We start from the raw sequence: 26,637 nt of genomic DNA on the forward strand, positions 1-26,637 counted from the left end.
ATGCGCGAATATTTATTACGTCGGTTTAGCTTACTGTGCTTTATGTTGTTCGCGCTCAGTGTATTTACCTTTTCACTAAGCTATCTATTTCCTGGCGACTTACTCACGAATCTAAGCGGTGTCACTAATTCTAATTTCACTACAACGCAATTATTAATCGAAAAATACCACATCAACAATGGTTACGTTTCTCAGTATCTTGCGTTTCTGCATCGCATCATAACAGGAGATTGGGGTGTTTCCCTTTCCTCTGGTGAAGCCGTGTTTGAGCATGTATGGATTCTGTTTCCTGCGACACTAGAGTTGTGTATCTACGCACTGATTGTCGCGGTAATCTTTGGTATTCCTAGTGGGATTTTGGCCGCCGCCTACCACAAACGTTGGCCTGACTCCGTCATTACATCTCTCACGCTGATGGGTTTTTCGATTCCAATTTTTTGGTTGGCGTTGCTGCTAATCATGGTGTTTTGTCTTACCTTAAGTTGGTTTCCTATGTCCGGTAGAATCGGCTTGCTCTATGAGATAGAACCCGTGACCAACTTCATTTTGCTCGACATATGGTTAGATGGATTTCCATATAAAGGTTTAGCGTTTCAGGACGCTTTGCATCACCTCGCACTGCCGACGATTGTCCTTGCGATGTACCCAACGACCGTGCTTATTCGCTTCACACGTGATTCGATGTTACAAGTTTTGGAGCAAAACTTCATCAAAACAGCTCGTGCCAAAGGACTATCGCGCGCTCAACTTATTCTCCATCATGCGCTTCGTAACGCGCTTTTACCGGTAATAAAACAGATTGGTTTACAATTTAGTACGCTAATCACATTGGCAATGGTCACCGAAGTGATTTTCTCATGGCCAGGCATCGGTCGTTGGTTGATCGATAGCATTTATCAACGTGACTACCCCGCAATACAAGGTGGATTGCTTGCTGTTTCAATGTTTGTCATTTTGGCAAATATGAGTGCTGAATTAACCAACAGTTTGTTAGATCCTATCTCGAGGAATAAAGCACATGGCAAAATTTAAGCTTTATAGCGAGGAATCTAACCGCTCGCCGTTATCGAGACTGTGGAAAAAATTTAAACGAAACCACCCTGCCCTGGTCGGTTTATGGGTATTTCTTGCTTTACTTGTTTTAGCAGTTACAGCACCGCTCATTGCGCCTTATGGGATCAATCAGCAGCACAGTGATGCCCTACTTTTACCCCCTTCTTGGCATGACGCCGGTAACGTTCGATTTTTATTGGGTACGGATGACCTCGGACGAGATGTTTTATCGAGATTAATGAACGGCGCAACATTTACGTTCGGCTTATCGGTTGTCGCGGCACTCATTACCACGTTAATTGGGGTTGTGCTCGGCACCTTTGCAGGCATGTCAAAAGGCATACGTTCCAGCTTCCTTAATCACCTACTTGATTTAACGCTTGCGATCCCTTCTCTTTTGCTCGCAATCATCATTATCGCGATTTTAGGTCCTGGTCTTTTGAATACGGTTTGGGCTATTATTTTTGCGCTATTACCTCAACACATCCACTCTGTTCGTAATCTCGTCGTTGATGAACTTAACAAAGATTACATTGCCGCATTTCGCTTAGACGGTGCAAATCAATGGCAAATATTAGTGCGAGGGATCTTTCCCAATATCTATGAACATATTGTGGTTATCTTCACGATGGCGTTAAGCACGGCGATTCTAGATATTGCCGCACTTGGCTTCTTGAAACTCGGCGCACAGCCACCCATTACTGAATGGGGAGCGATTTTGGCAGAAAACTTAGCCTTGATTTACATTGCTCCTTGGACTGTAGGACTACCCGGCGTATTATTGTTTATCTCTGTTTTAGCAACCAATCTAGTTGGTGATGGCTTACGACAAGTGCTGAAAGAACGTAAGGCGGACTAATGCAACTTCTCGATATTCGTAATCTTACGATTGAATTAAAAACCGCCGACACCGTGATCCGGGCGGTTGATCGAATCAACTTGAGCCTCAAAGAAGGTGAAGTCCATGCATTAGTCGGAGAATCTGGCTCTGGAAAAAGTTTGATTGCAAAGGCGATTGTCGGTGTTTTGAATAACCGATGGACCGTTACGGCGGATAGAATGCACTGGCGTGGCGTGGATTTGATGCGCCTAAGTCCTGAGAAGCGTCGAAAAATTATCAGCAAAGATATTGCGATGATTTATCAAGAGCCGAGCTTATGTCTCGACCCTACAGCCAAAATTGACGATCAAATCGCAGAATCCATACCTGATGACAGTATCATTGAAACCGGTTTCTTCGCTCGCCGAACCGCCAGAAAGCAACGTGTTGTGGCCCTGCTTCACAAGGTTGGGATCCGTGAGCACAACAAGGTAATGTCGAGTTACCCTCATGAACTTTCCGAGGGGATTTGTCAAAAGGTTATGATTGCGATGGCGATTGCTCGAGGTCCTAAGCTATTGATCGCGGATGAGCCGACCACGGCACTGGAAACCACGACTCGAGCACAGGTTTTTCGGTTGCTGAAAAGCCTTAACCAGCTCAAAAATATGTCTGTTCTGATGATTTCACATGAACTCGAGGAAATCGCAGACTGGACGCATACGATGCATGTGCTGTATTGCGGCCAGATGGTCGAAGCTGGCCCAACGCAGGCGTTGTTTAACTTACCGCTTCATCCATACACTCAAGCCTTGGTGAAAAGCCTCCCTGATTACGGGCAAGGCGTAGCACATAAAGAAGCACTCTACGCGCTGAAAGGCACGATTCCGCCTTTGCAGCATTTGCCCATAGGATGTCGTCTAGGTCCTCGTTGTCCACAGGCACAAAAGGCCTGTGTTGTTACACCTACAGTAGAAAGAACGCATGGGCATTCATTTGCCTGTCACTTCCCTCTGGTTCGAGGAAAATAACATGCAGCCGGTTTTAAAAGTTCAAGCACTCAATAAAACGTTTCGAATTCGAGCGGGTATTTTTCAAAGACGTCACTTGCGAGTTTTAAACGACATCTCTTTTTGTTTGGCTGAAGGGGAAACTCTCGCGATTATCGGCGAAACGGGTTCAGGTAAAAGCACCCTCGCGAAAGTGCTTGCTGGTGCCGAAAACTCTGACAGTGGTCAAATTTTGTTAGGGTCTGAAACGATTGAAGACGATGGTATGCGCACACCCGAATGTCGCTACATTCGTCTGATTTTCCAAGACTCAAACCGGTCGCTCAATCCCGGTCTCACAATCGGCGACGTATTGGATGATTGCTTGCGGTTTAATACGCAACTGACTGAAAATCAAAGACAACTCAAAATTAAAGAAACACTGAGTAAAGTCGGGTTGCTCAACGAACATCAAGAATACTATCCCCACATGTTCAGCGGTGGGCAATTGCAGCGCGTAGCACTTGCGCGTGCTTTGATTTTAGACCCGAAAGTGCTGGTACTCGATGAAGCGCTGTCTTCTTTAGACCCATCCGTTCGGTTCCAAATCGTTAACCTTCTACTAAAGTTACAAAAAGAAACCGGACTGAGCTTTGTCTTAATCACACATCATTTGAGCACCGTGCGACACATGAGTGATCAAGTTTTGGTTATGCATCGAGGTAAAGTGGTTGAATATGGCGAAACAGAACTCGTGTTCGCCGCGCCGAAATCCTACATCACACAGAGGCTGCTGAATTTTTAGTTTAGTGGCCGTTTTAACGTGATTCTCTATGCCTAGCTATCCGCCCGGTTTATCGTATTCTTTCACTAACTGCAGATATTTTGACTCAATAAAGTTCTTCTCTTTCGTCAGATGCTTAAGTGCATTCTGTGTCTGCTCGAGTTCTTTTTTAATTTCGGACACTTGGCCTTGATTCGCGGCAGTCGTGTGCTGGAGTTCTAACTGTTGAATAGCTTGATTTTGCTCCGCAATTTGACGTCTATAGTTTTGCAACGCTGCCAACATATCTCGCTTTTCTTGCTCAAAGGTAAGGGTCAGCGATTGTACACTTTGAGAACCTGTTGCCGAACTCTGTTCTTCTAATTGTTGTTCCAACTGTGCATACTTGTCGATAAGCTCTTCTTTTTCCTTTTGCAACGACTCCACCGTTTCATATTGGTCATAAAGCTTCCGTCGTGTCACGTGAAGCTTTTCAACACTTTTGTCTAAATCACCCTTTAATTTTTTAATAAGCGCGTGAGAACGCATTAGCTTGCGATTTAGCTCATCTATCGTTGCTTGATCTTGGTCTGAAATTTGTGTTTGAGAAGAGCTTCGAACTTCAGCCAATTGAGATTCTAATGAGAGCTGTATTTTTGCTAATTCTGAAATAGTGTCGGCATGGCTTTTCACGTAGCTTAGTGCATTGTCCACCGACTCTCTGCACATCGCCAATATCTCACTGTCTTCTTGTCCTCGAGACGATTTAGTATTGTGTATAAAATGGCGAAACTCGCGCAAAATCAGCAACAGTATCAAAAACCAACCAGCTAAAATCAGTAATCCTAAGTTGCCGATCAATCCTTGAATAACCGTTCCGGAAATGGCAGTCTGCCACATAACTAGCCTCTTTTTTTTATACCGTATATCATGAGTTTAGTTTTACATAAAAAATATGCCTATACTAATTTAATCAAAGTGCATTTGGAGATTTTGTGAAAATCTTGATTGTAGACGATAGCTTAGCAACTTTAGAAATAGTCCGACGTGGCCTAGAAAAATTTGGTTATAGAAAACTACACATTCAAAAAGCAGACAGAGCCCGTAAGGCGCTGCAAATAATTGGACAATGGAAACCAGATATCGTGTTAACCGACTGGAACATGCCTGACATGTCAGGTATCCAACTACTCAATGCAATTATGCAACGTAGACTGGATATGAAAGTTGCCATGATCACGACGGTGGATGACCAAGATCAAATTGAACTTGCGCTGCAAGCAGGTGCGGCTTTTGTGTTGTCTAAACCATTTGACGACGAGACACTGCACAATCACATTTTACCGCTTGTACAGGGCGTCGAAAGCAGTGAACTGTTGCTCAACAATGTTGAAATTGCGATTGATAGTGACCTTGCCTTACCTAAGCTCAATCAGCTAGAAAAGCTAATCCACAAACACATCGATGAAAATCTCGTCATTCAAACTATCAAACCACAACTATTTGATGAGACAAAAGTACCCTGTGTTATGGCTGTTTACGAGGACCCTGAAAACCAAAAAGTCAGAGCCGTTGGCGTACTTGATATTTATGCGACGTGCGTTATGGCAAGTAGCTGCCGGGTTATTCCTGTCGAAGAAGCGCAGCAGGCTATTCACCAATACATTGTATCTCCCGAAATCCTCGAGGCAGCAAAGGACGCTTTAACTCATACCGCTTACGCCTTTTTAGACAAACGCACTAGAAAGAGCTTACGCGTCAAAACCATTAAATTTGTACCCGCCACATTTAGTAAACTTGAACAACTATTTAAAACAGAAGTTACACGTAGACTCGATTTTAGTTGTCAGCGAGAAGGGATGGCGCTTGGGAAAATACTGTTAGTGGGGCTATAGGAAGCAAAAGGAACAATTAACGAAATCGGAAAAAAGCGCCTCATTTCAGTGAGGCGCTTTTTCATTACTCAATTACTCTTGCGAAGCAGCTGCTACTTTAACAAACTTAACGTCTGCTTGTGCTTTAAGTGCTTCTAACAAAGTGATGTAGTTTTTATTTGCTTGAGCCATCTCGAAATTTTTCGATTGTTGCTCATTAAGTGCCTCTTCTACGGAAACTGGATTTACTGCTACAAGTTGTACAAGGGCAGCATCTCCACTCGCCAGTTCGACCACCGCAACTGGTTTAGAACTCTCTGTTGGATGAGGTAATTTAAAGGCTTCTTTAACAATTGCCGGCGCGACCGAGTAGCTACGACGAGCAAGTGCATCTTCCGCTTTCACGTCTAGATTCGCTTGAGAAACGACAGCATCAAATGCTTCGCCTGCCTGAATCTTCGCATACAACGCATCTGCTTGCGCTTTCACTTCCGTTGACGCTTTTTCTGTCTTCAAACGTTTTACAATCGTATCCTTCACGTCATCTAACGGTTTAGTCGTCGCAGGTTTGTAATCCGCAATACGAACAACAACAATGTGTTCTGGGCCAACTTCAACAATTTCCGAGTTAACACGGTCTTCCAATATTTCTGGCGTTGCTAAAACTCGCGTTACAGCGGCGTTATTAAGTGGCTCAGGAAGTGCTGATTTCGCCATAAGTGGTAATTTCTTCACTTCGACACCAGCCGCTTCTGATGCATCTAGCAGGCTGTCCGCAATTTCAAATGCTTTTTCAGCAATAGCCGTTTGCTTTTGGTAGAACGCATCAACTTTTGCATTACGCTCAAGTTCTGCAAGAAGTTCGTCATGAACATCTGCTAATGCTTTCACTTTACCTTGCTGAAGATCAGTCAGTTTAATGATGTGGTAACCGAATTCTGATTTAACAATACCTGAAATATCCCCTTTATTCGTAAGCGCGAATGCCGCTTCTTCGAACGCTGGGTCCATCATATCTTTTTCAATCCAGTCTAAGTCACCACCCACTTCCGCGCTAACAACGTCAGACGATTCGGTTTCCGCCAGTTTGGCAAAATCTTCACCTGCGTTTAAGCGTGCAAGAATAGCTTCCGCTTTTTCTTTTGCTTTCGCATCATCTTCTGAATTATCAATCAAGATGTGTGCAACTCGACGACGCTCAGGCTCAGAATAGTGAGACTTTTGCTCTTCATAATACGCTTTAACATCTTCTTCTGACGGAGCAGAAGCCAACTGAACATCATTTGCACTCAATTCAATGTATTCAACCGCCACTTGCTCTTCAGATTGGAACAGGTTTTGATTCAAGTCATAGTAATCTTTAACTTCATCATCAGACACTGACATCGTGTCTACAACCGTGCTTTTACCTAAAATCGCATAATTCACTTTGCGCGTTTGCATTTCCAACGCCATCGCAGATTTCACTTCGTTCTCAAGCACAAAGTCTGTGCCTGCAACCGCTTGAACAAGCTGGCTACGCGTCATGTCTTCGCGAAGGAACTCGCGGAATGAATCCGGTTGGTAGTTCATTTGACGAATTACTTGAAGGTAACGATCATTGCTAAACTCACCACCCATTTGGAAATAAGGCATTTCCAAAATCGTTTGTTTAACTTTTTCATCGCTAATACGAAGGCCTAGCTCTTTTGCTAATTGTGTTTGTAATTCTTGCTGCACAAGACGCTCTACAACGCCTTGACGAACTTGAGCCATATAATTTGGGTCTTGCGCGATTTGATTAAAGTACTCACCAAATTGTTGCTCAAGACGTGCACGCTCGTTTTCAAACGCGCGAGCAAAATCTGACTGGCCAATGACAACGCCATTTACTTCAGCGACTGGTTGTTCTGTAGTTCGACCCAGGTAACCACCAATCCCTGCTAAAGCAAAAGACAAGATCACTAAGCCTAAGATAATCTTGACGACAACGCCTTGTGAGCCTTCTCTGATCTTTTCTAGCATGTGTTATTCTCTTTATCTAAGCCAAAGCTACACCTAATGTGCGTGCCTTGTTTTACGCCGTTAACTATGTAAAAAAAGCGTATCTTACCAGATACGCTTTTTTTGGTGAAGCAAGTCATCGTTTTTCAGAACGTGATCACGTTAAAAACGCGTGACCTGCCCCGAGTGATTAGTTCACTGCGTCTTTAAGTGCTTTACCAGCTTTGAAAGATGGGATGTTTGCTGCAGCGATTTGGATCGTTTCACCAGTTTGTGGGTTACGACCTGAACGAGCTGCACGCTCACGCACAGAGAAAGTACCAAAACCAACTAGCGCTACAGAGTCGCCAGCTTTAAGAGCGCCAGTTACTGATTCGATGAATGAATCTAGAGCACGACCTGCAGCCGCTTTAGAGATGTCAGCATCAGCTGCGATTTGATCGATTAATTGAGATTTATTCACAATATCATCCTCTTACATTGTTATTATCAAGAGCGATTGTTTATTTTATTAACATCACTGCAAGTTAAAAATTTAGAGACATCAATTTGACTCTCTAATCCTATAATTCGCGTCAAGCCTAGACCACACAAGGGCTAGGCTTGATTCCAGTGCCTAACTTAACACACCTTTTAGATTTGAAAAGCCTTTTCAGACACTTTTTTAGCTTTTTTTCACTATTTACGCGGTTTCTAGCGAAATTTGCTCAATTGGATTTGCCAATGCTAAGCGAAGCACATCATCAATCCAAGTAACTGGATGAATTTCTAGCCCTTCTAACACATTGTCAGGAATTTCTTTCAAATCACGTTCGTTCTTTTTAGGGATAAGAACGCGCTTAATTCCACCGCGATGCGCTGCCAACAGCTTTTCTTTCAAACCGCCAATTGGGAGTACTTCACCACGCAACGTAATTTCACCTGTCATCGCCACGTCTGAACGCACAGGGTTACCTGTTAGACTTGAGACAAGTGCGGTCACCATGGCGATACCTGCGCTTGGACCATCCTTAGGAGTTGCCCCTTCTGGCACGTGTACGTGGATATCACGTTTCTCATAGAAATCAGCATTGATGCGAAGTTTCTCTGCGCGACTTCTAACAACCGTCATCGCAGCCTGAATAGACTCCTGCATTACATCACCTAAAGAGCCTGTAAACGTGAGCTTACCTTTACCTGGCACCGCAGCAGACTCTATCGTTAACAAATCGCCACCAACTTCTGTCCAAGCTAAGCCCGTTACCTGACCGATACGGTCACCGTCTTCGGCCTTGCCATAATCGTGACGTTGAACACCTAAGTATTCGCCAAGATTATCACCGTCAATTGTGACATGATTGATGTTGTTATCGAGAAGAATCTCTTTGACTGCTTTTCTACACAGTTTTGAAATTTCACGTTCTAAGTTACGTACTCCCGCTTCACGCGTGTAGTAACGAATAATGCCAATGATCGCACTATCTTCAATGGTGATTTCTGAGTCCTTAAGTCCATTACGTTTTACTTGTTTTGGAATGAGGTGCTGCTTAGAAATATTGAGCTTTTCATCTTCCGTGTACCCAGACAATCGAATGACTTCCATTCGGTCTAAAAGTGGTCCAGGGATATTAAAGCTGTTTGAAGTAGCAACAAACATAACGTCTGAAAGGTCGTAATCCACTTCGAGATAATGATCTGCGAAGTTACTGTTTTGTTCTGGGTCTAATACCTCCAACAAAGCAGAAGCCGGATCACCACGCATGTCTGACGACATCTTGTCTATCTCGTCGAGCAAAAACAGTGGGTTTTTAACACCAACTTTGGTCATGCTCTGGATTAGTTTACCTGGCATCGAACCGATATAAGTACGACGATGACCACGGATCTCAGCCTCATCACGCACGCCACCTAGCGCCATACGCACATATTTACGTCCAGTTGCTTTTGCAATCGACTGACCCAATGACGTTTTACCAACACCCGGTGGTCCCACCAAACAAAGGATTGGGCCTTTTAACTTGTTTGTTCGTTGTTGAACAGCAAGATACTCGACAATACGTTCTTTTACTTTTTCTAAACCATAGTGGTCTGAGTTCAAAATGTCTTCAGCGCCTGCTAAGTCTTTCTTCACTTTTGAACGTTTTTTCCACGGTACATTGATTAGTGTATCAATATACGAACGCACAACCGTCGCTTCTGCAGACATAGGCGACATCATTTTAAGTTTGTTCAACTCAGCTGTTGCTTTATCTTCTGCCTCTTTTGGCATACCCGCATCAGCAATGCGTTTTTTCAGCGTTTCAAATTCATCTGGGACATCATCAAGTTCACCGAGTTCTTTTTGAATGGCTTTCATTTGCTCGTTCAAATAGTACTCGCGTTGCGATTTTTCCATTTGTTTTTTAACGCGCGCACGAATTTTCTTCTCAACTTGAAGTAAATCTATCTCACCTTCCATCAGCGCCATTAAGTACTCTAAACGTTCTGTCACGTCGCTGATTTCAAGTACTTTTTGTTTTTCTACAACCTTCAATGGCATGTGTGCAGCCATCGTATCAGCAAGACGCGCGGCTTCATCTATTCCCGAGATTGAAGTAAGTACTTCTGGTGGAATTTTTTTGTTGAGTTTTACATACCCTTCGAACTGGCTAATTGCACTTCGAATGAAAATATCTTGTTCTTGTTCATCGATGTGTGTCGATTCTACAAACTCAGCTTCCGCTTGGAAGTATTCATCCGTATTAAGGAATTTAACGAGCTTGGCACGCTGATTACCTTCAACTAAAACTTTAACTGTTCCATCAGGTAACTTAAGCAGTTGCAGCACTGTCGCAACAGTACCCATTGAGTACAGGTCTTCTACCGCAGGATCATCTACCGTAGCGTCTTTTTGCGCGACTAAGAAAATTTGTTTGTCAGCATCCATTGCGGCTTCAAGACAACGGATAGACTTCTCACGTCCCACAAAAAGCGGGATAACCATGTGTGGGTAAACTACCACATCGCGCAGAGCCAGTACTGGGATCTCTACTCGATCCGTTCTTTCAAGTGTCATTCTACTCTCTTCGCACTGTTTATCTTTTAAAGGATTACTCAGCTATATGGGGATAGGCCAAGTAAAGTTCAATACATAGATAAAAAAAGGAGCCGAAAGCTCCTTTTTTCACAAGCCCTCTGATTATTCAGAAACAGCTTTGTCTTGACTGGTATTTTCGTAAATTAAGATTGGATCCGACTCACCTTTAATCACGGTTTCGTCGATAACCACTTTAGATACGTCTTCCATCGAAGGCAGTTCGTACATGGTGTCCAATAAAATCCCTTCAACGATTGAACGCAATCCACGAGCGCCAGTTTTTCTCACCATCGCTTTATGTGCAATTGCTTTCAGTGCATCTTCTCGGAATTCTAAGTCCACACCTTCCATCTTGAATAACGCAGCAAACTGTTTCGTAAGTGCGTTTTTAGGCTCACTCAAAATTTGGATAAGTGCAGCTTCATCAAGCTCAGCAAGTGTCGCAACAACTGGAAGACGGCCAATAAACTCTGGGATCAAACCATACTTAACCAAATCTTCTGGTTCAACTTGTTGGAACGCTTCCGTTAACGTTTGCTTGCTGTCTGCGCCTTTCACCTGAGCACCAAAACCAATACCTGTGTTCTTGTGACTGCGCTGCTCAATGACTTTATCCAAACCAGCAAATGCACCACCACAGATAAACAGGATCTTCGATGTGTCAACTTGCAGGAACTCTTGTTGAGGGTGCTTGCGTCCACCTTGAGGCGGTACGGAAGCCACAGTGCCTTCAATGAGCTTTAACAAGGCTTGTTGCACACCTTCACCTGACACATCCCTTGTAATTGAAGGGTTATCAGACTTACGTGATATTTTGTCAATCTCATCGATGTAAACAATACCACGTTGTGCTTTTTCAACGTCGTAATCACACTTCTGCAGTAATTTTTGAATGATGTTTTCTACGTCCTCACCCACGTAACCAGCTTCGGTTAACGTTGTGGCGTCGGCCATGGTAAATGGCACATCGAGAAGTCGAGCTAATGTCTCAGCAAGCAATGTTTTACCACTACCTGTTGGTCCAATTAATAGGATATTACTCTTACCTAACTCAACGTCTGCTTTTGATTCTTGATTTCTTAGACGTTTGTAGTGGTTATAAACCGCAACAGCTAAGACCTTTTTAGCATGGTCTTGTCCGATTACGTAATCATCTAAATGATTGCGAATTTCTTTTGGTACAGGCAATTTATCAGCGGATGCCTGTTTGGGAGCGATGTCTTTAATCTCTTCCCTGATAATGTCATTGCAAAGCTCAACACATTCATCACAAATGTATACTGATGGACCTGCGATAAGCTTGCGCACTTCATGCTGACTTTTACCGCAAAATGAACAGTACAAGAGCTTTGTGCTTTTGTCGCCACCTGTTGGAGTGTCGGACATTCAACTACCTCTTACATAAAGACGTTATCAGCTAGGATAACTTGATACATGACCAAACTATACCAAATAAATTCACATTTAGCATAGTTTGGTAGCGTGTTTGCGCTATTTGTCACCACGATGTGTTAGTACGGAATCAACGATACCGTAATCAACCGCTTGTTGAGCGTTCATGAAATTATCGCGATCCGTGTCACGTTCAATCACTTCGAGTGGCTGACCTGAATGCTCTGCAAGAAGGCGGTTCAATTTATCTTTAATTGATAAAATTTCCTTTGCGTGAATTTCAAAATCAGATGCTTGACCTTGGAAACCTCCAAGTGGCTGATGGATCATCACTCGCGAGTTTGGCAAACAAAAACGTTTTCCTTTTGCGCCACCTGAAAGCAAGAATGCCCCCATAGATGCAGCTTGGCCAATACACACTGTACTTACATCTGGCTTGATGAAGTTCATCGTATCATAGATAGACATACCCGCTGTTACAGACCCACCAGGAGAGTTAATGTACAAGAAAATGTCTTTTTCTGGGCTTTCTGATTCTAGAAACAGTAACTGCGCAACGATCAGATTTGCCATGTGGTCTTCCACTTGGCCTGTCATGAAAATCACACGTTCTTTTAATAGACGAGAATAAATATCGTAAGAGCGCTCACCTTTTGCCGTTTGCTCTACAACCATCGGCACTAGCGCATTAAGAGGATCAATCATACCATTTCTCATTTTTGTAAATTCCTTATTCACGCACTGAGCGTGTTTAAGTGTCTAAGCCAGAAACTAAAATGGCCCGGACACTTTGCATTTGCAACGTATCTCGAGCCATTAAAACGTCAGCGAAGACTTAAGTCAACGACTTATTATGCACCCGTTTGTGGGTTCATGATTTCATCGAATGACTTAGCTACTTCTGTAACCGTTGCTTTAGCTAGGATAGCATCAATTGCTTGCTCTTCCATCGCTACATTACGCATTTGCTGCATTAACTGATCATTTGACTTGTAGTATTCAACAACTTCTGTTGGATCTTCATAAGCAGAAGCAACTGTTTCAATTAGCTCAACTACTTTTGCGTCGTCAATTTTGATTTCGTTTGACTTGATCACTTCACTTAGAAGTAAACCAGTCTTAACGCGTTTAACAGCTTGGTCTTGGAACAGCTCAGCTGGAAGCTCAGGCATGTTCTTTGCGTTACCACCAAAACGTTGAGCAGCTTGTTGACGTAATGCATCAACTTCTTGCTCGATTAGCGCTTTAGGAACGTCAACGTCGTTTGTCTCTAGAAGACCGTTAATTGCTTGCTCTTTAACCTGAGCTTTAACCGCTTGGCCAAGTTCACGAGACATGTTTTTCTTAACTTCTTCTTTAAGTGCGTCTACGCCGCCTTCAGCAACACCAAATTTAGTTGCGAATTCGTCGTTAAGCTCAGGAAGTTGTTGAACTTCAACTTTCTTAACTGTGATCTTGAATTGAGCCGCTTTACCTTTTAGGTTCTCAGCGTGGTACTCTTCTGGGAAAGTTACGTCAGCAACGAACTCTTCGCCTGCTTTCTTGCCCACGATTCCATCTTCGAAACCAGGGATCATACGGTTTTGACCTAGTTGAAGTGGGAACTCTTCTGCTTTACCACCTTCAAATTCTTCACCGTCAATTGAACCAACGAAGTCGATTGTTACACGATCGTTCTCGCCAGCTGCAGCTTCTGCTACTTCCCACGTTGCGTGTTGTTTACGAAGCGTTTCAAGCATGTTTGCTAAGTCTTCGTCAGACACGTTAACAACTGGTTTTTCAACCGCGATTTTCTCTAAATCTTTAAGTTCAACTTCTGGGTAAACTTCAAAAGTTGCAACGAATTCTAGATCTTTACCAGCTTCTAGTGCTTTAGGAGCAAAAGTAGGCGCGCCTGCTGGGTTGATCTTCTCAGCAATGATTGCCTCGATGTAGTTGCGTTGCATTAAATCGCCAGCAACTTCTTGACGTACAGCTAGGCCGTAACGCTTAGTAATAACAGCTACTGGAACTTTACCAGGACGGAAACCATCAATACGCTGTGTTTTTGACAGTTGTTGTAAGCGTTTTTTAACTTCAGTCTCAACGTTCTCTGCAGGAACGGTGATGGTCAGACGGCGCTCAAGGCCTTGAGTCGTCTCAACAGAAACTTGCATGATTTACCTCAATCTTCAATTTTGGCGGCACTCCGCCTTCCTTACAAACAAGTTGCTCATCACGGCATTTTCTTACCAAAACGTGTAAGCAGTTTTAAGCAAGAACGGATGTTACCTCTTGTTGCCTGCCCCAACAGGACTCAATGTTAGTTAACTTGACGCGGCATTATAACCGATAAAATGCGAGAGTCGAGTAATACAGGGAAATAATTGCGATTCGCGTACTGTTCGCGTAAAAAAGAGACAAGATTGAGATATTTTAGAGAAGAAAGTGGTCGGCGATGCAGGATTTGAACCTGCGACCCCTAGTACCCAAAACTAGTGCGCTACCAAGCTGCGCTAATCGCCGATAAGATATGTTTTTTTGAGAAGATGGTCGGCGATGCAGGATTTGAACCTGCGACCCCTAGTACCCAAAACTAGTGCGCTACCAAGCTGCGCTAATCGCCGAACAATAAAGTTATGTAGGTGGGGCGACTGATGGGGATTGAACCCACGACAACCGGAATCACAATCCGAGGACTCTACCAACTGAGCTACAGCCGCCGCTACATAAAGATTAAAATAAGAATGGCGCACCCTGAAGGATTCGAACCTTCGACCGACGCCTTAGAAGGGCGTTGCTCTATCCAGCTGAGCTAAGGGCGCAAACTCGAAGTAAACAGCAAAATGCTACTTTCCTATTTTAAAAAGTGGTCGGCGATGCAGGATTTGAACCTGCGACCCCTAGTACCCAAAACTAGTGCGCTACCAAGCTGCGCTAATCGCCGACATTTGTTGTTTGCGAGTCTCCTCGCTGGCAACGGGGTGCATAATAGTGATTTGCCCCATTGAGGTCAAACATTTTTTTTAGAAAAACGTTCAACCGCTCAAATTTACCGCACAATGTTGAATTTATGAGTAATCCTGCTGAAAAACAAGCAATTGTTTTACCCAACTCGTCTATTGCGGACATTTATCCTAGATATTTTGATTTCGTTGCTTGGCGCTGATGCGCTTTTCTGCGAAAATACGCCCGATTATGCTGCTATATAAAATAGCGCTGGCGTAACCCCTTAAAACGCCATATCGTTCAAGTTATTCAATTCCTAAATAAAGGTCAAACATGACAGCAAACATCATTGATGGAAAAGCTATCGCTAAACAAGTAAGAAACAATGTTGCTAAACGCGTTGCTGAGCGTGTTGCACAAGGTTTGCGCGCACCAGGTCTAGCTGTGGTTTTAGTGGGACAAGATCCTGCAAGCCAAGTTTACGTTGGTTCAAAACGCAAAGCATGTGAAGAAGTCGGGTTCATTTCTAAATCGTATGATTTACCTGGTGATACAAGCCAAACTGAATTGTTGACTCTTATTGATAACCTCAATAATGATCCTAGCGTCGATGGAATTTTAGTACAGCTTCCTCTTCCTCAAGGATTAGATGCTGAAGAAATTCTTGAACGTATTCATCCACACAAAGACGTTGATGGCTTCCACCCATACAACATTGGCCGTTTGGCACAGCGTATGCCATCACTTAGACCTTGTACTCCAAAGGGCATTATCACACTGTTGGATTCGACCGGCGTACGTTATAAAGGCATGCACGCTGTTGTTGTCGGCGCATCAAACATTGTTGGTCGTCCAATGTCGCTCGAGTTACTGCTTGCTGGATGTACAACTACGGTATGCCACAAATTCACTCAAGATTTAGAATCTCACGTACGTCGTGCCGATCTTCTTGTTGTCGCCGTTGGTAAACCTGAATTTATTCCTGGCGAATGGGTTAAAGAAGGTGCGATTGTGATTGATGTTGGCATTAACCGTCTTGAGTCGGGCCAACTTGTTGGTGATGTGGAATATCGTGTTGCTCAGAATCGCGCAAGCTTCATTACCCCAGTGCCTGGTGGTGTTGGTCCAATGACCGTAGCAAGTCTAATTGAAAACACCTTAGAAGCGTGTGAAAAGTATCACAGTTAGTCACTGGGATACATTCCAATAAAAAAGGCACGTTAAGTGCCTTTTTTATACTCTTTCAAATATTCTTGAATTGGTTATTTTAATTGGCGTCTTGTCTACAATCACTCCGAATGTGCAAATCACGTCTGCGGGAACGGTATTTCAATGTCATATTTTCGGAAACTATCATCTATTGCCCATAGGTAATCGGACATGAGACTTGTAGGATGCTTTACAAAATCAGGCTCAACCCAGACACCCAACGTAAAATTCAAACTACTGTCGCCAAACCCCGTCATCCATACCTTTGGTTCTTTCCCTTCGATATCAAGTGTGTATTTAACTTCACGTGCCGCTTCGAGCACAGCTTGTCGAACAATATCTTTATCGCTGCCATAGGCAACACTGAATGGAATACGAAATCGACGTAAGTTGTCACTCAATGTCCAATTTGTCACCATACCTGAGGTCAGTGTTGCATTCGGGATCAGTACATCGATGTTATCGTTCGTGCGGATTAGGGTGGCACGCATTTGAATTTCTTTTACTTCACCTACCATACCATCTGCTAATTCGATAAAGTCCCCTACTTTCAAACTTTTTTCGAGCAAAATCATAATGCCGGAAACAAAATTATTTACTAACCCCTGTAAACCAAGCCCAATACCAACACCTAACGCACTCGCGACTAACGCAAGTTCGGTGAGCTTGATCCCAAGCGCAAGCAACGAAATAAGAAAACCCACAAACAAAATGATGTAATGAATAATTCGCCCTATCACGTAAATAGAGGTAACCGTCATCATTCCTTTGCGATTAGCCAATCGTTTGAAGGCGCAGCTGCGTCAGATTAGCAACTATAAAGGTGATCAAAAGTGCCGCAAGGAAAGAAATCAACTCACCAACCAGTAGCGAATAGCTTCCAAACTTAAATATGGGTGTGTCTAAAACTAGATTGATATCATGCATAGCTATTTCTTATTTTTAATTCATTCCACAAAAAAGCCGCGTTAGTTTCCTACGCGGCTTAGTTCGAAAATTATCGTTATGCTTTACGCCAGGTTGTTTTACCCGCACTATCCTCGAGTACCACACCCATTGCCGTTAATGCATCTCTCGTCGCGTCAGCCGCAGCCCAATCCTTATTTTCTCTAGCCGTTTTACGCGCTTCGATTAGTCCTTCGATTTTTGCCACTTCGTCAGCATCTTGTTCACCCTGTAAAAACGTTTCAGGATCTTTTTGTGCAATACCGAGTACACTGGCAAGCTTAACAAGAACATAGGCCAATTCCCCTGCCTTTGTTTTATCGCTGTCTTTCAGAATGTTTAATTCTTTGGCAAGTTCAAAAATAATAGGTAGCGCTTCTGGCGTATTGAAGTCATCGTTCATTGCGGCTTCAAATCGAGCCACGTAATCGTTACTCAATAAATCCACCTCAACTAATTCCACGCCGCGAAGGGCTGTGTAAATTCGTTCAAGCGTTGCACGCGCTTGTTCTAAATTTTCTTGAGAATAGTTCAACTGGCTACGGTAATGACCGTTAATTAAGAAATAACGAACCGTCTCAGCATCGAATTCTTTCAAGACATCTCGAAGTGTAAAGAAGTTACCAAGCGATTTTGACATTTTCTCTTTGTTTACTTGCACCATACCAGTATGGATCCAAGTATTGACGTATTGACCGTTATTCGCGCAGCAAGATTGCGCAATCTCATTTTCATGGTGTGGAAATTGAAGATCCGAACCGCCACCGTGAATATCAAAATGTTCACCTAAGTGTTTTGAGTCTCATCGCGCTACATTCAATGTGCCAACCCGGGCGCCCCTCCCCCCATGGTGATTGCCATGAAGGTTCTCCTGCCTTGGCTTTTTTCCAAAGCACAAAATCGAGAGGGTCGTCTTTACCTTCGGCCACTTCAACACGCGCACCTGCTTGCAGCATGTCCAAATCTTGCTGTGAAAGCTTGCCATAGTGCTCAAAGGTCGATACATCAAAAAGCACATCACCATTTGTAGCAACGTACGCATGGCCTTTGGTAATTAGGCGTTCGACCATGGCAATAATTTCATCCATGTGACCCGTTACCGTTGGCTCAATGTCCGCTCTTAGCATATTCAACGCATCGAAATCATCGTGCATTGCTTTTGTCATTCGAACTGTTAAATCATTTATCGCTTCATTATTTTCATTCGCGCGCTTGATGATTTTGTCGTCAACGTCCGTAATATTACGTACATAAGTGACGTCATAACCAAGGTGACGCAAATAGCGATTCATTACATCGAAAGAGACATAGGTACGAGCATGGCCAACGTGGCAATAATCGTAAATGGTAATACCACACACATACATGTCTACTTTGCCCGGTTTTAATGGCTTAAAGTCTTCTTTTTGACGTGTTAATGTGTTGTAAATTTGTAACATCGAGTCTCTTTCCTAATTCAACATAGTTAGTCTTACATAATAATAACATCATGCCGTGGCACACTCTATACCAAAATGCGGTATATGGCGTGATTGGGTGTTTTGTACAATCCCTTAATGTGCTGTAAACTATAGGCCTTTCAAACACATTCATATTGAGTAGGAATATCATGGTTGTTCTACACACCAATTACGGCGAAATCCGCCTAAACCTTTTTGCAGACAAAGCGCCTGAAACTGTTGAAAACTTCCTTAATTACGCAAAATCAGGTTTTTACGACGGTACTATCTTCCACCGTGTAATTGACGGCTTCATGGTACAAGGCGGTGGTTTTGAGCCAGGTATGACTCAAAAGTCAGTACAAGCACCTATCAAAAACGAAGCGAATAACGGCGTTAGCAATTCGGTTGGCACTATCGCAATGGCTCGTACACCAGATCCACATTCAGCGACAGCGCAATTCTTTATCAACGTGAACAACAATACGTTTTTGAACTTCTCAAGCGAAACATCACAAGGTTGGGGTTACTGCGTATTCGGTGAAGTAGCTGATGGCATGGAAATTGTTAATAAAATCAAAGCAGTTGCGACTGGTTCTCACGGTTTCCATCAAGACGTTCCGTTAGAAGACGTAATCATTGAAAAAGTAACGGTAGAATAATCTATCGCCACGGGCAGGATCACCTGCCCTTGTTTTGTATTGGGACTTTATGCGTCAAACTTATTTCATCTCTGATTTACATTTATCTGAAAATCGCCCTGATATTCTTCATGCCTTCTACCAATTTCTCGATAGTCATATGACATCAAATGTCGATGCTTTATACATCCTTGGCGACTTTTTTGAAGTGTGGGTTGGTGATGACTATGAAACCCCATTTACTTTAGGCATTGCGGAAAGACTGAATCAACTCGCGGAAAAAAACATTAACGTGTATTTCGTGCATGGTAATCGTGATTTCCTTGTTGGCAAACGGTTCGCCGCTCGCGCCAGCATCGCTCTATTGCCAGAACAATCAGTGATTAATTTGTACGGTACGCCCACGGTGATATTGCACGGCGATGAAATGTGTACTCAGGACGAAGCATACCAAGCATTCCGGCGCAAAAGTCGTGGTTGGTGGTGGCCACGTTTAATGTTAGCTATGCCACTTTGGTATCGAAAACGCGTTGCTCGACAGGCAAGAGAAAAGAGCAAACTAAGTCAAATGGACAAACCACCCGAAGTATTGGACGTGACGCAAGATGCCGTCACCAAGATGTTTGAAAAATTCGCAGTAAAAAACATGATACACGGTCATACACACCGACCCAACATACATAAAAACGAAGTATTTGGTTCAACGCGTACTGTCTTAGGTGATTGGTATACACAATCAAGCTACATTGTCGCCAATGAAAATGGGCTGAGCTTGCACTGTGACCCATTTGCTAAATGATGATAGTTGCACGTATTGATCAGCAAGACCAATACGTGGAAACATCACTCCCCTTTTCGAGGATTACCACTGTGAAACTTAAAATCCTCATCAAACGAAGCGATTAGTTCGGCTTCAACCTGCCCAAAAAACGAAACTCGCTCGGAAATATCACACCCCGCAATGTCTTCGGCAAGCGTCAAATAATCCTGATAGTGACGCGCTTCGGAGCGAAGTAATGATATATAGAACTCGCCCAACGCTTTATCGACATGAGGCGCAAGTTTTGCGAAACGTTCACACGACCGAGCTTCGATGTACGCACCAACAATGAGTTTATCAATCAGGGTGTTGGGTTCGTGTGTCGTCACATGACGTAACATGCCTTTGGCATAACGGCTTGAGGCAATGTTTTCATAAGGAATATTATTATCAGACATGATTTCAAGTACTTGATAAAAATGATGCAGTTCCTCTTTAATGAGCAATACCATTTTATCGATGAGATCTTGTCCGTAAGGTGACCCTGATTTTGGCAACATCGCCTTCGTTAAGTTATTGAACTTAATTAATTCGCGCCATTCACCTTCTTTGCGGTAGGTGTAATCTTCAAATGGCTTTAACCAAGTTAACAGTGCATCGGCGCTCGCGCCGTCAACTGCGTATTTTCGGATTAAATACATCGCCGATTGAGCAGCCTTCAACTCGCAGACTAAGTGGTCGGTAAGAATAACAGCCAAATTCTCAGGCTTTTTGGCTTCTTCAACCCACTCTTCCGGCGTAGCACACTGTAAAAACGCGTTAATTGGCGCTAGTAATTCGCTGTATTTCTCGAGCATGACTTTACACTTTCATTCAAAACTGCCGCCATTTTAACACAAGGCTTCCCTGTGCACAGCTCACAAGCTGATTTGCATTACCGAAATCAATGACTTTTGTTTTGTTACACATTGTCTTTGATACGACTAAATAAGATTAGATGAAAGTCTACTTTACAACCTTCTTTTACCATTTCTTGACAAAAAATGAACGGTAGCTCATACCTAATTTAAGCTGTACAAAAAAAAGGCAGCGAACCATTAAGGGGCTAACTATGATATTAAACCATCTGTGGGGCTTATACGCTCATCCATTAGAAGAATGGCAAACTATCGATAACCGTCATGAGAACGTAAAATATAGTTTGTCGCACATTGCTTTAATCGCGCTAATTCCAAGCCTTATGGGCTATTATTCCTCTGTTTATTTGGGTTGGAGCATAGGTACCGGTGACAACGTCTACCTAACGCATGAAAGCGCCGTGCTTATCGGTGTCGCCATGTACTGCGCTCTAATCCTTGGGGTTTTTGCACTCGCTTATCTTGCCCATTGGATGGCAGTAACGTTCGGCGCAAAACCTACCTTTACTCAAACGCTTGAATTGGCCGCCTACACAGCAACGCCAATGTTTATGTCTGCGTTTGCGTCTTTCTATCCAGAATTGTGGTTTGTTGCGTGTGTCGGTATGGTTGCACTCGCCTACTCGGTCTACTTACTGTACACCGGAGTCCCAATTTTGATGCATATTCCAGAAGAACGAGGCTTTATTTACGCGAGACTCGGTAGTGACGTGTGGTCTTATCCTTCTTGTCATAATCCTCGCTGCCACAGCAATTTTGTGGACCAACGGCATCATTTCTCCAACGTTTACATGATATGAGCATGAAGTCCTTAGCAAACAAAAAGGAGCGCTAGCGCTCCTTTTTTCTATTCCCAAATCGGCTTCCGCGATTAGTCATTTGAACCCGTTTCTTGATTATGGAGTTCAAGTCCCGCTGACATGGCCATATCACGAGATGACTTTGCTTTATCGTTACGCTGAGCATCAATACGGTTTAGATAAGTTTGGTCGATATCACCCGTGATGTATTTACCGTCGAAAACCGCCGTCTCAAACGCCGTTACTTCCGGGTTTTCTTGGCCTACCGCTGCGATTAAATCGTTAAGTGACTGGTAAATAAGACCATCCGCACCAATATATGCGTTAATGTCTTCTACTTCACGGCCATGCGCAATCAACTCAGCTGCTGATGGCATATCAATGCCGTATACGTTAGGGAAACGTACTTCTGGTGCTGCTGATGCGAAATACACTTTCTTAGCACCTGCTTCTCGCGCCATTTCAACGATTTGAGCAGACGTTGTACCACGTACAATCGAGTCATCTACTAGTAGTACATTTTTACCTTTAAATTCACGATCAATTGCGTTCAATTTACGACGTACTGACTTTTTACGTAGTTCTTGACCTGGCATGATAAACGTACGACCGATATAACGGTTTTTTACGAAACCTTGGCGATACGGTAGCTGCAGCACTGACGCTATTTCAAGCGCGATATCGCACGACGTCTCTGGGATTGGAATAACTACATCGATGTCTTTATCGCCCCATTCGCGTGCAATTTTTTCACCAAGCTTAGTCCCCATATTTACGCGTGTTGCGTAAACCGACATCTTGTCGATCACAGAATCTGGACGCGCAAAGTAAACAAATTCAAAAATACATGGCGCCAATTTCGTTTTTTCTGCACACATTTGAGTAAACAATTCGCCGTCTTCCGTCACGTAAATAGCTTCACCTGGCGCAACGTCACGAATGAACTCAAAACCATCGGTTTGCAAAGCAACACTTTCTGACGCAAACATGTACTCAACACCACGTTCAGTTTCACGCTTACCAAACACCAGTGGACGAATACCATGTGGATCACGAAACGCAAGCATGCCGTGGCCAATGATCATCGCAATGCTTGCATAACCACCTGACACGAGGCCATTAACCGCTGAGATAGCTTTAAAAATATCTTCAGCTTCATAACGTAGCTTGTCAATTTTGCTCAACTCATGAGCCAAAATATTTAGTAGGATTTCAGAATCTGAAGTCGTGTTTACATGGCGACGCGCTTGGGTAAACAGAAGCTCTTTGAGCTGCTCTGCATTGGTTAAGTTACCATTGTGCGCAAGTGCAATACCAAAAGGCGAGTTAACGTAGAAAGGCTGTGCTTCTGCAGAGCTTGATGAACCAGCGGTTGGGTAACGGACATGGCCAATACCGATATGACCTTCTAGGCGCTTCATATGGCGCGTATGGAAAACGTCTTTTACCAAGCCGTTGTCTTTGCGCAAACTAAATGTATTGTTGTTAATGGTAATGATGCCAGCTGCATCTTGGCCGCGATGTTGCAAAACAGTTAAGCCGTCATAAATCGCCTGATTAACTGGCGTCTTTCCGACTATCCCAACGATACCACACATTAAATATTTCCTCGCCGATTAACGGTTTACTGAATTTAAAAAGCTTGAATTGCCTTCCAGATAGGAGAAGAACCACTCAACAACAAATCCAAATTCAGGGATTAACTTAGATGACGTCCACCAAGTTGTAGATGGGGCATTGGTAAACGCATCAAGGAAGAATAATAAGGCGCTAACGACCAACACACCTCTGAGTGCACCGAATACTAAACCGAAAACTCGGTCTGTACCGGACAATCCTGTTCGTTGAACAAGTTCGCCAAGAACAAAATTGATAAACCCACCTAACAGGATAGTCGCAATAAATAGTATGGCAATTGCGGCAGCATTTCTTAAAAGGGGTTCTGAAATGAATGTTAGGAAGGTAGAAAGATATTGATAGAACATGCTGGAGATGAAAAAGGCGCCGATCCAAACGGTCAACGACATGGCTTCTTTTACGAAACCGCGGATTAATCCAAAGAAAGTGGACAATCCTATTAAACCGAGTATGGCGTAATCAACCCAGAGCATAATTACCAATAAGTCGTAAATTTGGGGCGCATTCTATAAGACCGACACGATAAATGCCAGATCATTTTGTTGGTTCAAACTCAGTCAAACGACCGTTTAACTTAGTCAACTTTTTAAGTTCCAACAACTTACCTTCTAATGATGCTTTATTTGTTGTAGGGCCTACAAACACTTTTGTCAGTGTTCCGTTAGGCGTTTTAACCGGACGGGTAAATGTATCAAAACCTGCTTTCTTTAACTTCTCGACTAGCGCGTCTACGTTTGCTTTGTGCGAGAAACTACCAAGTTGAATGACGTACGCCGTTTTATCTAGATTAGGATTACGTTTTTTCGCCACAGCGGTTACTTCGACAACTGGCTTTTCAACTTTTGCTACTTCGGTTTTGACAATAGGCTGTTCTGCTATTTCGACATTATCGTGCTTAGGTTCAGCTGAAGATGGACCATTCGTATCAACTGAGCTTGATTCATCGGCCAGAGCAGCTTGATAAGAGGCATTGTCTTCGTCCAATGCCTGCTCATTTTCAATCACATCTTCAGATGGACGCTCCGCCACATCGACTTTGGCATTAACTTCGGCTTGTAAATCAATCGTGGTGAATTCAGGACGCTCTGGGATAGTAGGAAACGACTCTTTGTGATGAACTTTCTCGCCATCCAAAATATTTGGAATAAAAACGATTGCTGCTACTACAACAATACTCGTCCCTACTAATCGGTTAACAAACGACGAATTCACCTACTTTCCTCTTTTTACTGCCAATACTCGATAGCGTCTGCCACCGTATAAAATGACCCAAATACGATCAGAAGGTCATCATTATTCATCGTTGGAAGAATATTCTTCAAAGCATCTGTAACACTATCTGCTTCCGACACGGCCTGACTTGTGTGCTGTTGCAACAAATCCGCTAATACTTTTGCAGGCTCTGTTCTTGGCCCTTCCAGTTTAGCTACGGTCCAACGATTCACGACATCGACTAACGGTAAAATAGCGTTAGTTTTGTCTTTGTCGGAAAGCATAGCGACTAATGCATGGATTTTAAAGCCTTTGTTTGAAAACTCTCGAAGCTTTCCAGCAAGGTAACGCGCAGATTCCGGGTTATGCGCGACATCCGTATATACCAACGGTTGTTCACTCAAACGTTGAAATCGCCCTTCTACCTGCAATTCTTTCAGCACTCGTCGCGCTGTTGCTTCGTCAGGCAACAATCCTAGTGTCGCTAATACCGTAAACGCCGTTGCTGCGTTTTGCGCAGGAATAGCTGGGAGGTCAAATTCCCAAGCCTGTGTTTGATACTTCCAAATAAACGACGATTCTTTCTGAATAAATTCGAAATCCGTGCCACTCAGGATGAGATCAGCTTGTATTTCATTACCATAATCAGTCACCGTTTGAGGAATGTTTAAATCCCCTACAATCGCAGGGATCCCTTTTCTAAAAATGCCCGCTTTTTCGTAACCTACTTTTTCTCGAGTATCCCCAAGAAAATCTTTATGGTCTAAATCAATCGTCGTAATTACTGTCGCAAATGGATTAACAATATTAGTGGCATCATAACGTCCGCCCAGTCCTACCTCTAGGACAATATAATCAACAGCAAAACGCTTAAAAATAGACAACCCACCCAACGTTCCATATTCAAAATAGGACAAGGATATCTCGCCTCGGCCTTGCTCGATTTCGTTGAATGCGTCAATGTGATATTGGTCGTCTAGATCTTGTCCGTTGATACGTACTCGCTCATTGTAGCGAACCAAATGCGGAGACGCGTATGTGCCAACAGAATAGCCTTGTTCCAGTAAAAGCGCTTCAAGTAAACGACACGTCGTTCCTTTACCATTTGTACCAGCGACAAGAATGATTTTACTTGGTGAATCAATATAGCCCAGTGACTGTGCAACTTTCGCTACACGTTCGAGACCCATATCAATGGTTTTAGGATGAATTCGTTCTAAATAAGAAAGCCAATCTTGCAGTGAAGAAGATTGGCTTGGAATTGAATTTAGCATATCAGCACAAAGCTTCCGTAAAAAATTTACGCTACTCTATGCTCTTGTTCTGTAGAAGGCAAGTTCATGAACTTTGCAACGATACGAGCAAGGTTGTCACGCATTTCGCGACGGTCAATAATCATGTCGATTGCGCCGTGTTCCAATAAGAATTCACTACGTTGGAAGCCTTCAGGTAATTTCTCTCGTACTGTTTGTTCGATAACACGAGGACCCGCAAAGCCGATTAGTGCTTTTGGTTCCGCAACGTTGATATCACCAAGCATCGCTAACGATGCAGATACACCGCCCATTGTAGGGTCAGTCAGTACTGAAATGAACGGTAAACCACGCTCACTCATTTTTGCCAATGCAGCGCTGGTTTTCGCCATCTGCATAAGCGACATAAGCGCTTCTTGCATACGTGCACCACCTGACGCAGAAAAACAAATTAACGGCATGTTATGCTCAAGACATTCATTTACTGCATCAACGAAACGAGCACCAACTACTGAAGCCATTGAACCGCCCATGAAGTTAAATTCAAAGGCCACAGCTGCTACAGGGATACCTTTCAAGCTGCCTTTCATTGCAACAAGTGCGTCTTTTTCACCACTGGCTTTTTGAGCTTGAACAATACGATCTGAATACTTTTTAGAGTCTTTAAACTTCAGCACGTCTTGTGGTTCATGTTGTACACCAAGTTCTTGGCGGCCCGCATCATCTAAGAAATACTCAAGACGCTTACGACCACTTAAACGCATGTGATGATCGCACTTTGGGCAAACGTTTAACGCTTTTTCAAGCTCTGCTTTGTATAGGATTGCATCACAATCACCACACTTAGCCCAAACACCTTCCGGGATCTCTTTCTTTGTCGATGACTTTGAAGTCTTAGGTAAGATCTTTTCTAACCAACTCATTTGCAACTCTCTCGTGCTTAAATCTGTGTCAAGGTCTACATAC

At 43.3% G+C, this 26,637-nt stretch carries 22 protein-coding genes, 5 tRNA genes and 2 pseudogenes; 9 read left to right on the plus strand and 20 right to left on the minus strand.

What is annotated here, in order from left to right:
* The 4 genes from J5O05_RS03510 to J5O05_RS03525 are packed head-to-tail and all read left to right on the plus strand — an operon-like array spanning window position 1 to window position 3,667.
* Window positions 1–1,032, plus strand: a complete 1,032-nt coding sequence (locus tag J5O05_RS03510; protein WP_208843618.1) for an ABC transporter permease — start codon at window positions 1–3, stop codon at window positions 1,030–1,032.
* On the plus strand, window positions 1,019–1,912 hold the full coding sequence (locus J5O05_RS03515) for an ABC transporter permease subunit (RefSeq protein WP_208843619.1): 894 nt from the start codon (window positions 1,019–1,021) through the stop codon (window positions 1,910–1,912). Before J5O05_RS03510 ends, J5O05_RS03515 begins: the two co-directional genes overlap by 14 nt.
* Window positions 1,912–2,904 (plus strand): peptide ABC transporter ATP-binding protein, encoded by a 993-nt coding sequence (locus J5O05_RS03520; protein ID WP_208843620.1) that lies wholly within the window; start codon window positions 1,912–1,914, stop codon window positions 2,902–2,904. The genes J5O05_RS03515 and J5O05_RS03520 overlap by 1 nt, the downstream gene beginning before the upstream one ends.
* 1 nt (window position 2,905) lies before the next feature.
* On the plus strand, window positions 2,906–3,667 hold the full coding sequence (locus tag J5O05_RS03525) for an ATP-binding cassette domain-containing protein (protein ID WP_208843621.1): 762 nt from the start codon (window positions 2,906–2,908) through the stop codon (window positions 3,665–3,667).
* 36 nt (window positions 3,668–3,703) lie between these two features.
* Here J5O05_RS03525 and J5O05_RS03530 read toward each other — a convergent pair whose 3' ends face one another.
* Complete coding sequence (locus tag J5O05_RS03530) at window positions 3,704–4,525, minus strand: chromosome partitioning protein ParA (RefSeq protein WP_208843622.1); 822 nt, start codon at window positions 4,523–4,525, stop codon at window positions 3,704–3,706.
* A 95-nt stretch (window positions 4,526–4,620) separates the two neighbouring features.
* On the opposite strand from J5O05_RS03530, the gene J5O05_RS03535 reads away from it, so the two are divergent.
* Entirely contained in the window at window positions 4,621–5,520 is a 900-nt protein-coding gene (locus J5O05_RS03535; protein WP_208843623.1) for a response regulator, read from the plus strand.
* A 72-nt stretch (window positions 5,521–5,592) separates the two neighbouring features.
* On the opposite strand, the gene ppiD is transcribed toward J5O05_RS03535, so the two are convergent.
* The 11 genes from ppiD to J5O05_RS03590 form a co-directional block, all read right to left on the minus strand.
* Window positions 5,593–7,503: a peptidylprolyl isomerase gene (gene ppiD / locus J5O05_RS03540; RefSeq protein WP_208843624.1), complete on the minus strand. Its 1,911-nt coding sequence runs from the start codon at window positions 7,501–7,503 to the stop codon at window positions 5,593–5,595.
* A 169-nt stretch (window positions 7,504–7,672) separates the two neighbouring features.
* Window positions 7,673–7,945: a nucleoid-associated protein HU-beta gene (gene hupB, locus J5O05_RS03545; protein WP_208843625.1), complete on the minus strand. Its 273-nt coding sequence runs from the start codon at window positions 7,943–7,945 to the stop codon at window positions 7,673–7,675.
* Window positions 7,946–8,164: 219 nt separating this feature from the next.
* Window positions 8,165–10,516, minus strand: a complete 2,352-nt coding sequence (gene lon, locus J5O05_RS03550) for an endopeptidase La (protein WP_208843626.1) — start codon at window positions 10,514–10,516, stop codon at window positions 8,165–8,167.
* Window positions 10,517–10,639: 123 nt separating this feature from the next.
* Window positions 10,640–11,923, minus strand: coding sequence for an ATP-dependent protease ATP-binding subunit ClpX (clpX, locus tag J5O05_RS03555; protein WP_208843627.1), 1,284 nt, complete (start codon window positions 11,921–11,923; stop codon window positions 10,640–10,642).
* A 105-nt stretch (window positions 11,924–12,028) separates the two neighbouring features.
* Window positions 12,029–12,646, minus strand: coding sequence for an ATP-dependent Clp endopeptidase proteolytic subunit ClpP (gene clpP / locus J5O05_RS03560; RefSeq protein ID WP_208843628.1), 618 nt, complete (start codon window positions 12,644–12,646; stop codon window positions 12,029–12,031).
* A 134-nt stretch (window positions 12,647–12,780) separates the two neighbouring features.
* On the minus strand, window positions 12,781–14,085 hold the full coding sequence (gene tig / locus J5O05_RS03565) for a trigger factor (RefSeq protein ID WP_208843629.1): 1,305 nt from the start codon (window positions 14,083–14,085) through the stop codon (window positions 12,781–12,783).
* A gap of 272 nt (window positions 14,086–14,357) precedes the next feature.
* A tRNA-Pro gene (locus J5O05_RS03570) sits at window positions 14,358–14,434 on the minus strand.
* A gap of 24 nt (window positions 14,435–14,458) precedes the next feature.
* A tRNA-Pro gene (locus J5O05_RS03575) sits at window positions 14,459–14,535 on the minus strand.
* Between the two features lie 19 nt (window positions 14,536–14,554).
* Window positions 14,555–14,631, minus strand: a tRNA-His gene (locus J5O05_RS03580).
* Between the two features lie 25 nt (window positions 14,632–14,656).
* Window positions 14,657–14,733: transfer RNA gene (locus J5O05_RS03585), tRNA-Arg, on the minus strand.
* Window positions 14,734–14,778: 45 nt separating this feature from the next.
* Window positions 14,779–14,855: transfer RNA gene (locus tag J5O05_RS03590), tRNA-Pro, on the minus strand.
* A 335-nt stretch (window positions 14,856–15,190) separates the two neighbouring features.
* Between J5O05_RS03590 and folD the strand changes: the two genes are divergently transcribed.
* Window positions 15,191–16,045 (plus strand): bifunctional methylenetetrahydrofolate dehydrogenase/methenyltetrahydrofolate cyclohydrolase FolD, encoded by an 855-nt coding sequence (folD, locus tag J5O05_RS03595; RefSeq protein ID WP_208843630.1) that lies wholly within the window; start codon window positions 15,191–15,193, stop codon window positions 16,043–16,045.
* Window positions 16,046–16,164: 119 nt separating this feature from the next.
* On the opposite strand, the gene J5O05_RS03600 is transcribed toward folD, so the two are convergent.
* The gene (locus J5O05_RS03600) at window positions 16,165–16,830 is read right to left on the minus strand and encodes a mechanosensitive ion channel family protein (RefSeq protein ID WP_244369760.1); all 666 of its coding nucleotides are present in this window, start codon (window positions 16,828–16,830) and stop codon (window positions 16,165–16,167) included.
* Between the two features lie 239 nt (window positions 16,831–17,069).
* A pseudogene (cysS, locus tag J5O05_RS03605) lies at window positions 17,070–18,450 on the minus strand (cysteine--tRNA ligase).
* 170 nt (window positions 18,451–18,620) lie between these two features.
* Between cysS and J5O05_RS03610 the strand changes: the two are divergent.
* Window positions 18,621–19,112, plus strand: coding sequence for a peptidylprolyl isomerase (locus J5O05_RS03610; RefSeq protein ID WP_208843631.1), 492 nt, complete (start codon window positions 18,621–18,623; stop codon window positions 19,110–19,112).
* A gap of 49 nt (window positions 19,113–19,161) precedes the next feature.
* The gene (locus J5O05_RS03615; RefSeq protein WP_208843632.1) at window positions 19,162–19,890 is read left to right on the plus strand and encodes a UDP-2,3-diacylglucosamine diphosphatase; all 729 of its coding nucleotides are present in this window, start codon (window positions 19,162–19,164) and stop codon (window positions 19,888–19,890) included.
* Window positions 19,891–19,934: 44 nt separating this feature from the next.
* Here J5O05_RS03615 and miaE read toward each other — a convergent pair whose 3' ends face one another.
* Complete coding sequence (gene miaE, locus J5O05_RS03620; protein WP_208843633.1) at window positions 19,935–20,708, minus strand: tRNA isopentenyl-2-thiomethyl-A-37 hydroxylase MiaE; 774 nt, start codon at window positions 20,706–20,708, stop codon at window positions 19,935–19,937.
* A 254-nt stretch (window positions 20,709–20,962) separates the two neighbouring features.
* Between miaE and J5O05_RS03625 the strand changes: the two are divergent.
* Window positions 20,963–21,563, plus strand: a pseudogene (locus J5O05_RS03625) (Yip1 family protein).
* Window positions 21,564–21,639: 76 nt separating this feature from the next.
* Here the strand turns inward: J5O05_RS03625 and purF are convergent.
* From purF to accD, 5 genes are all read right to left on the minus strand, one after another.
* The gene (gene purF, locus J5O05_RS03630) at window positions 21,640–23,166 is read right to left on the minus strand and encodes an amidophosphoribosyltransferase (protein WP_208843634.1); all 1,527 of its coding nucleotides are present in this window, start codon (window positions 23,164–23,166) and stop codon (window positions 21,640–21,642) included.
* 18 nt (window positions 23,167–23,184) lie between these two features.
* Window positions 23,185–23,679: a CvpA family protein gene (locus J5O05_RS03635; RefSeq protein ID WP_208843635.1), complete on the minus strand. Its 495-nt coding sequence runs from the start codon at window positions 23,677–23,679 to the stop codon at window positions 23,185–23,187.
* Between the two features lie 61 nt (window positions 23,680–23,740).
* Window positions 23,741–24,418: an SPOR domain-containing protein gene (locus tag J5O05_RS03640; protein ID WP_208843636.1), complete on the minus strand. Its 678-nt coding sequence runs from the start codon at window positions 24,416–24,418 to the stop codon at window positions 23,741–23,743.
* 14 nt (window positions 24,419–24,432) lie between these two features.
* Entirely contained in the window at window positions 24,433–25,692 is a 1,260-nt protein-coding gene (gene folC, locus J5O05_RS03645) for a bifunctional tetrahydrofolate synthase/dihydrofolate synthase (protein WP_208843637.1), read from the minus strand.
* A 26-nt stretch (window positions 25,693–25,718) separates the two neighbouring features.
* A complete protein-coding gene (accD, locus tag J5O05_RS03650; RefSeq protein WP_208843638.1) occupies window positions 25,719–26,594 on the minus strand; it encodes an acetyl-CoA carboxylase, carboxyltransferase subunit beta in 876 nt (291 codons plus the stop codon).
* Between the last annotated feature and the right edge of the window lie 43 nt (window positions 26,595–26,637).

The sequence above is a fragment of the Pseudoalteromonas xiamenensis genome, assembly GCF_017638925.1.
GTDB classification, from domain to species: Bacteria; Pseudomonadota; Gammaproteobacteria; order Enterobacterales; family Alteromonadaceae; genus Pseudoalteromonas; species Pseudoalteromonas xiamenensis.

What these genes read in the sequence shown, in the direction of transcription:
- J5O05_RS03510 (WP_208843618.1), top strand. Translation starts at nt 1, where the DNA reads ATGCGCGAATATTTATTACGTCGGTTTAGCTTACTGTGCTTTATGTTG.
- J5O05_RS03515 (WP_208843619.1), top strand. Translation starts at nt 1,019, where the DNA reads ATGGCAAAATTTAAGCTTTATAGCGAGGAATCTAACCGCTCGCCGTTA.
- J5O05_RS03520 (WP_208843620.1), top strand. Translation starts at nt 1,912, where the DNA reads ATGCAACTTCTCGATATTCGTAATCTTACGATTGAATTAAAAACCGCC.
- J5O05_RS03525 (WP_208843621.1), top strand. Translation starts at nt 2,906, where the DNA reads ATGCAGCCGGTTTTAAAAGTTCAAGCACTCAATAAAACGTTTCGAATT.
- J5O05_RS03530 (WP_208843622.1), bottom strand. Translation starts at nt 4,525, where the DNA reads ATGTGGCAGACTGCCATTTCCGGAACGGTTATTCAAGGATTGATCGGC.
- ppiD (WP_208843624.1), bottom strand. Translation starts at nt 7,503, where the DNA reads ATGCTAGAAAAGATCAGAGAAGGCTCACAAGGCGTTGTCGTCAAGATT.
- lon (WP_208843626.1), bottom strand. Translation starts at nt 10,516, where the DNA reads ATGACACTTGAAAGAACGGATCGAGTAGAGATCCCAGTACTGGCTCTG.
- clpX (WP_208843627.1), bottom strand. Translation starts at nt 11,923, where the DNA reads ATGTCCGACACTCCAACAGGTGGCGACAAAAGCACAAAGCTCTTGTAC.
- clpP (WP_208843628.1), bottom strand. Translation starts at nt 12,646, where the DNA reads ATGAGAAATGGTATGATTGATCCTCTTAATGCGCTAGTGCCGATGGTT.
- tig (WP_208843629.1), bottom strand. Translation starts at nt 14,085, where the DNA reads ATGCAAGTTTCTGTTGAGACGACTCAAGGCCTTGAGCGCCGTCTGACC.
- folD (WP_208843630.1), top strand. Translation starts at nt 15,191, where the DNA reads ATGACAGCAAACATCATTGATGGAAAAGCTATCGCTAAACAAGTAAGA.
- J5O05_RS03600 (WP_244369760.1), bottom strand. Translation starts at nt 16,830, where the DNA reads ATGATGACGGTTACCTCTATTTACGTGATAGGGCGAATTATTCATTAC.
- J5O05_RS03610 (WP_208843631.1), top strand. Translation starts at nt 18,621, where the DNA reads ATGGTTGTTCTACACACCAATTACGGCGAAATCCGCCTAAACCTTTTT.
- J5O05_RS03615 (WP_208843632.1), top strand. Translation starts at nt 19,162, where the DNA reads ATGCGTCAAACTTATTTCATCTCTGATTTACATTTATCTGAAAATCGC.
- miaE (WP_208843633.1), bottom strand. Translation starts at nt 20,708, where the DNA reads ATGCTCGAGAAATACAGCGAATTACTAGCGCCAATTAACGCGTTTTTA.
- purF (WP_208843634.1), bottom strand. Translation starts at nt 23,166, where the DNA reads ATGTGTGGTATCGTTGGGATAGTCGGAAAGACGCCAGTTAATCAGGCG.
- J5O05_RS03635 (WP_208843635.1), bottom strand. Translation starts at nt 23,679, where the DNA reads ATGCTCTGGGTTGATTACGCCATACTCGGTTTAATAGGATTGTCCACT.
- folC (WP_208843637.1), bottom strand. Translation starts at nt 25,692, where the DNA reads ATGCTAAATTCAATTCCAAGCCAATCTTCTTCACTGCAAGATTGGCTT.
- accD (WP_208843638.1), bottom strand. Translation starts at nt 26,594, where the DNA reads ATGAGTTGGTTAGAAAAGATCTTACCTAAGACTTCAAAGTCATCGACA.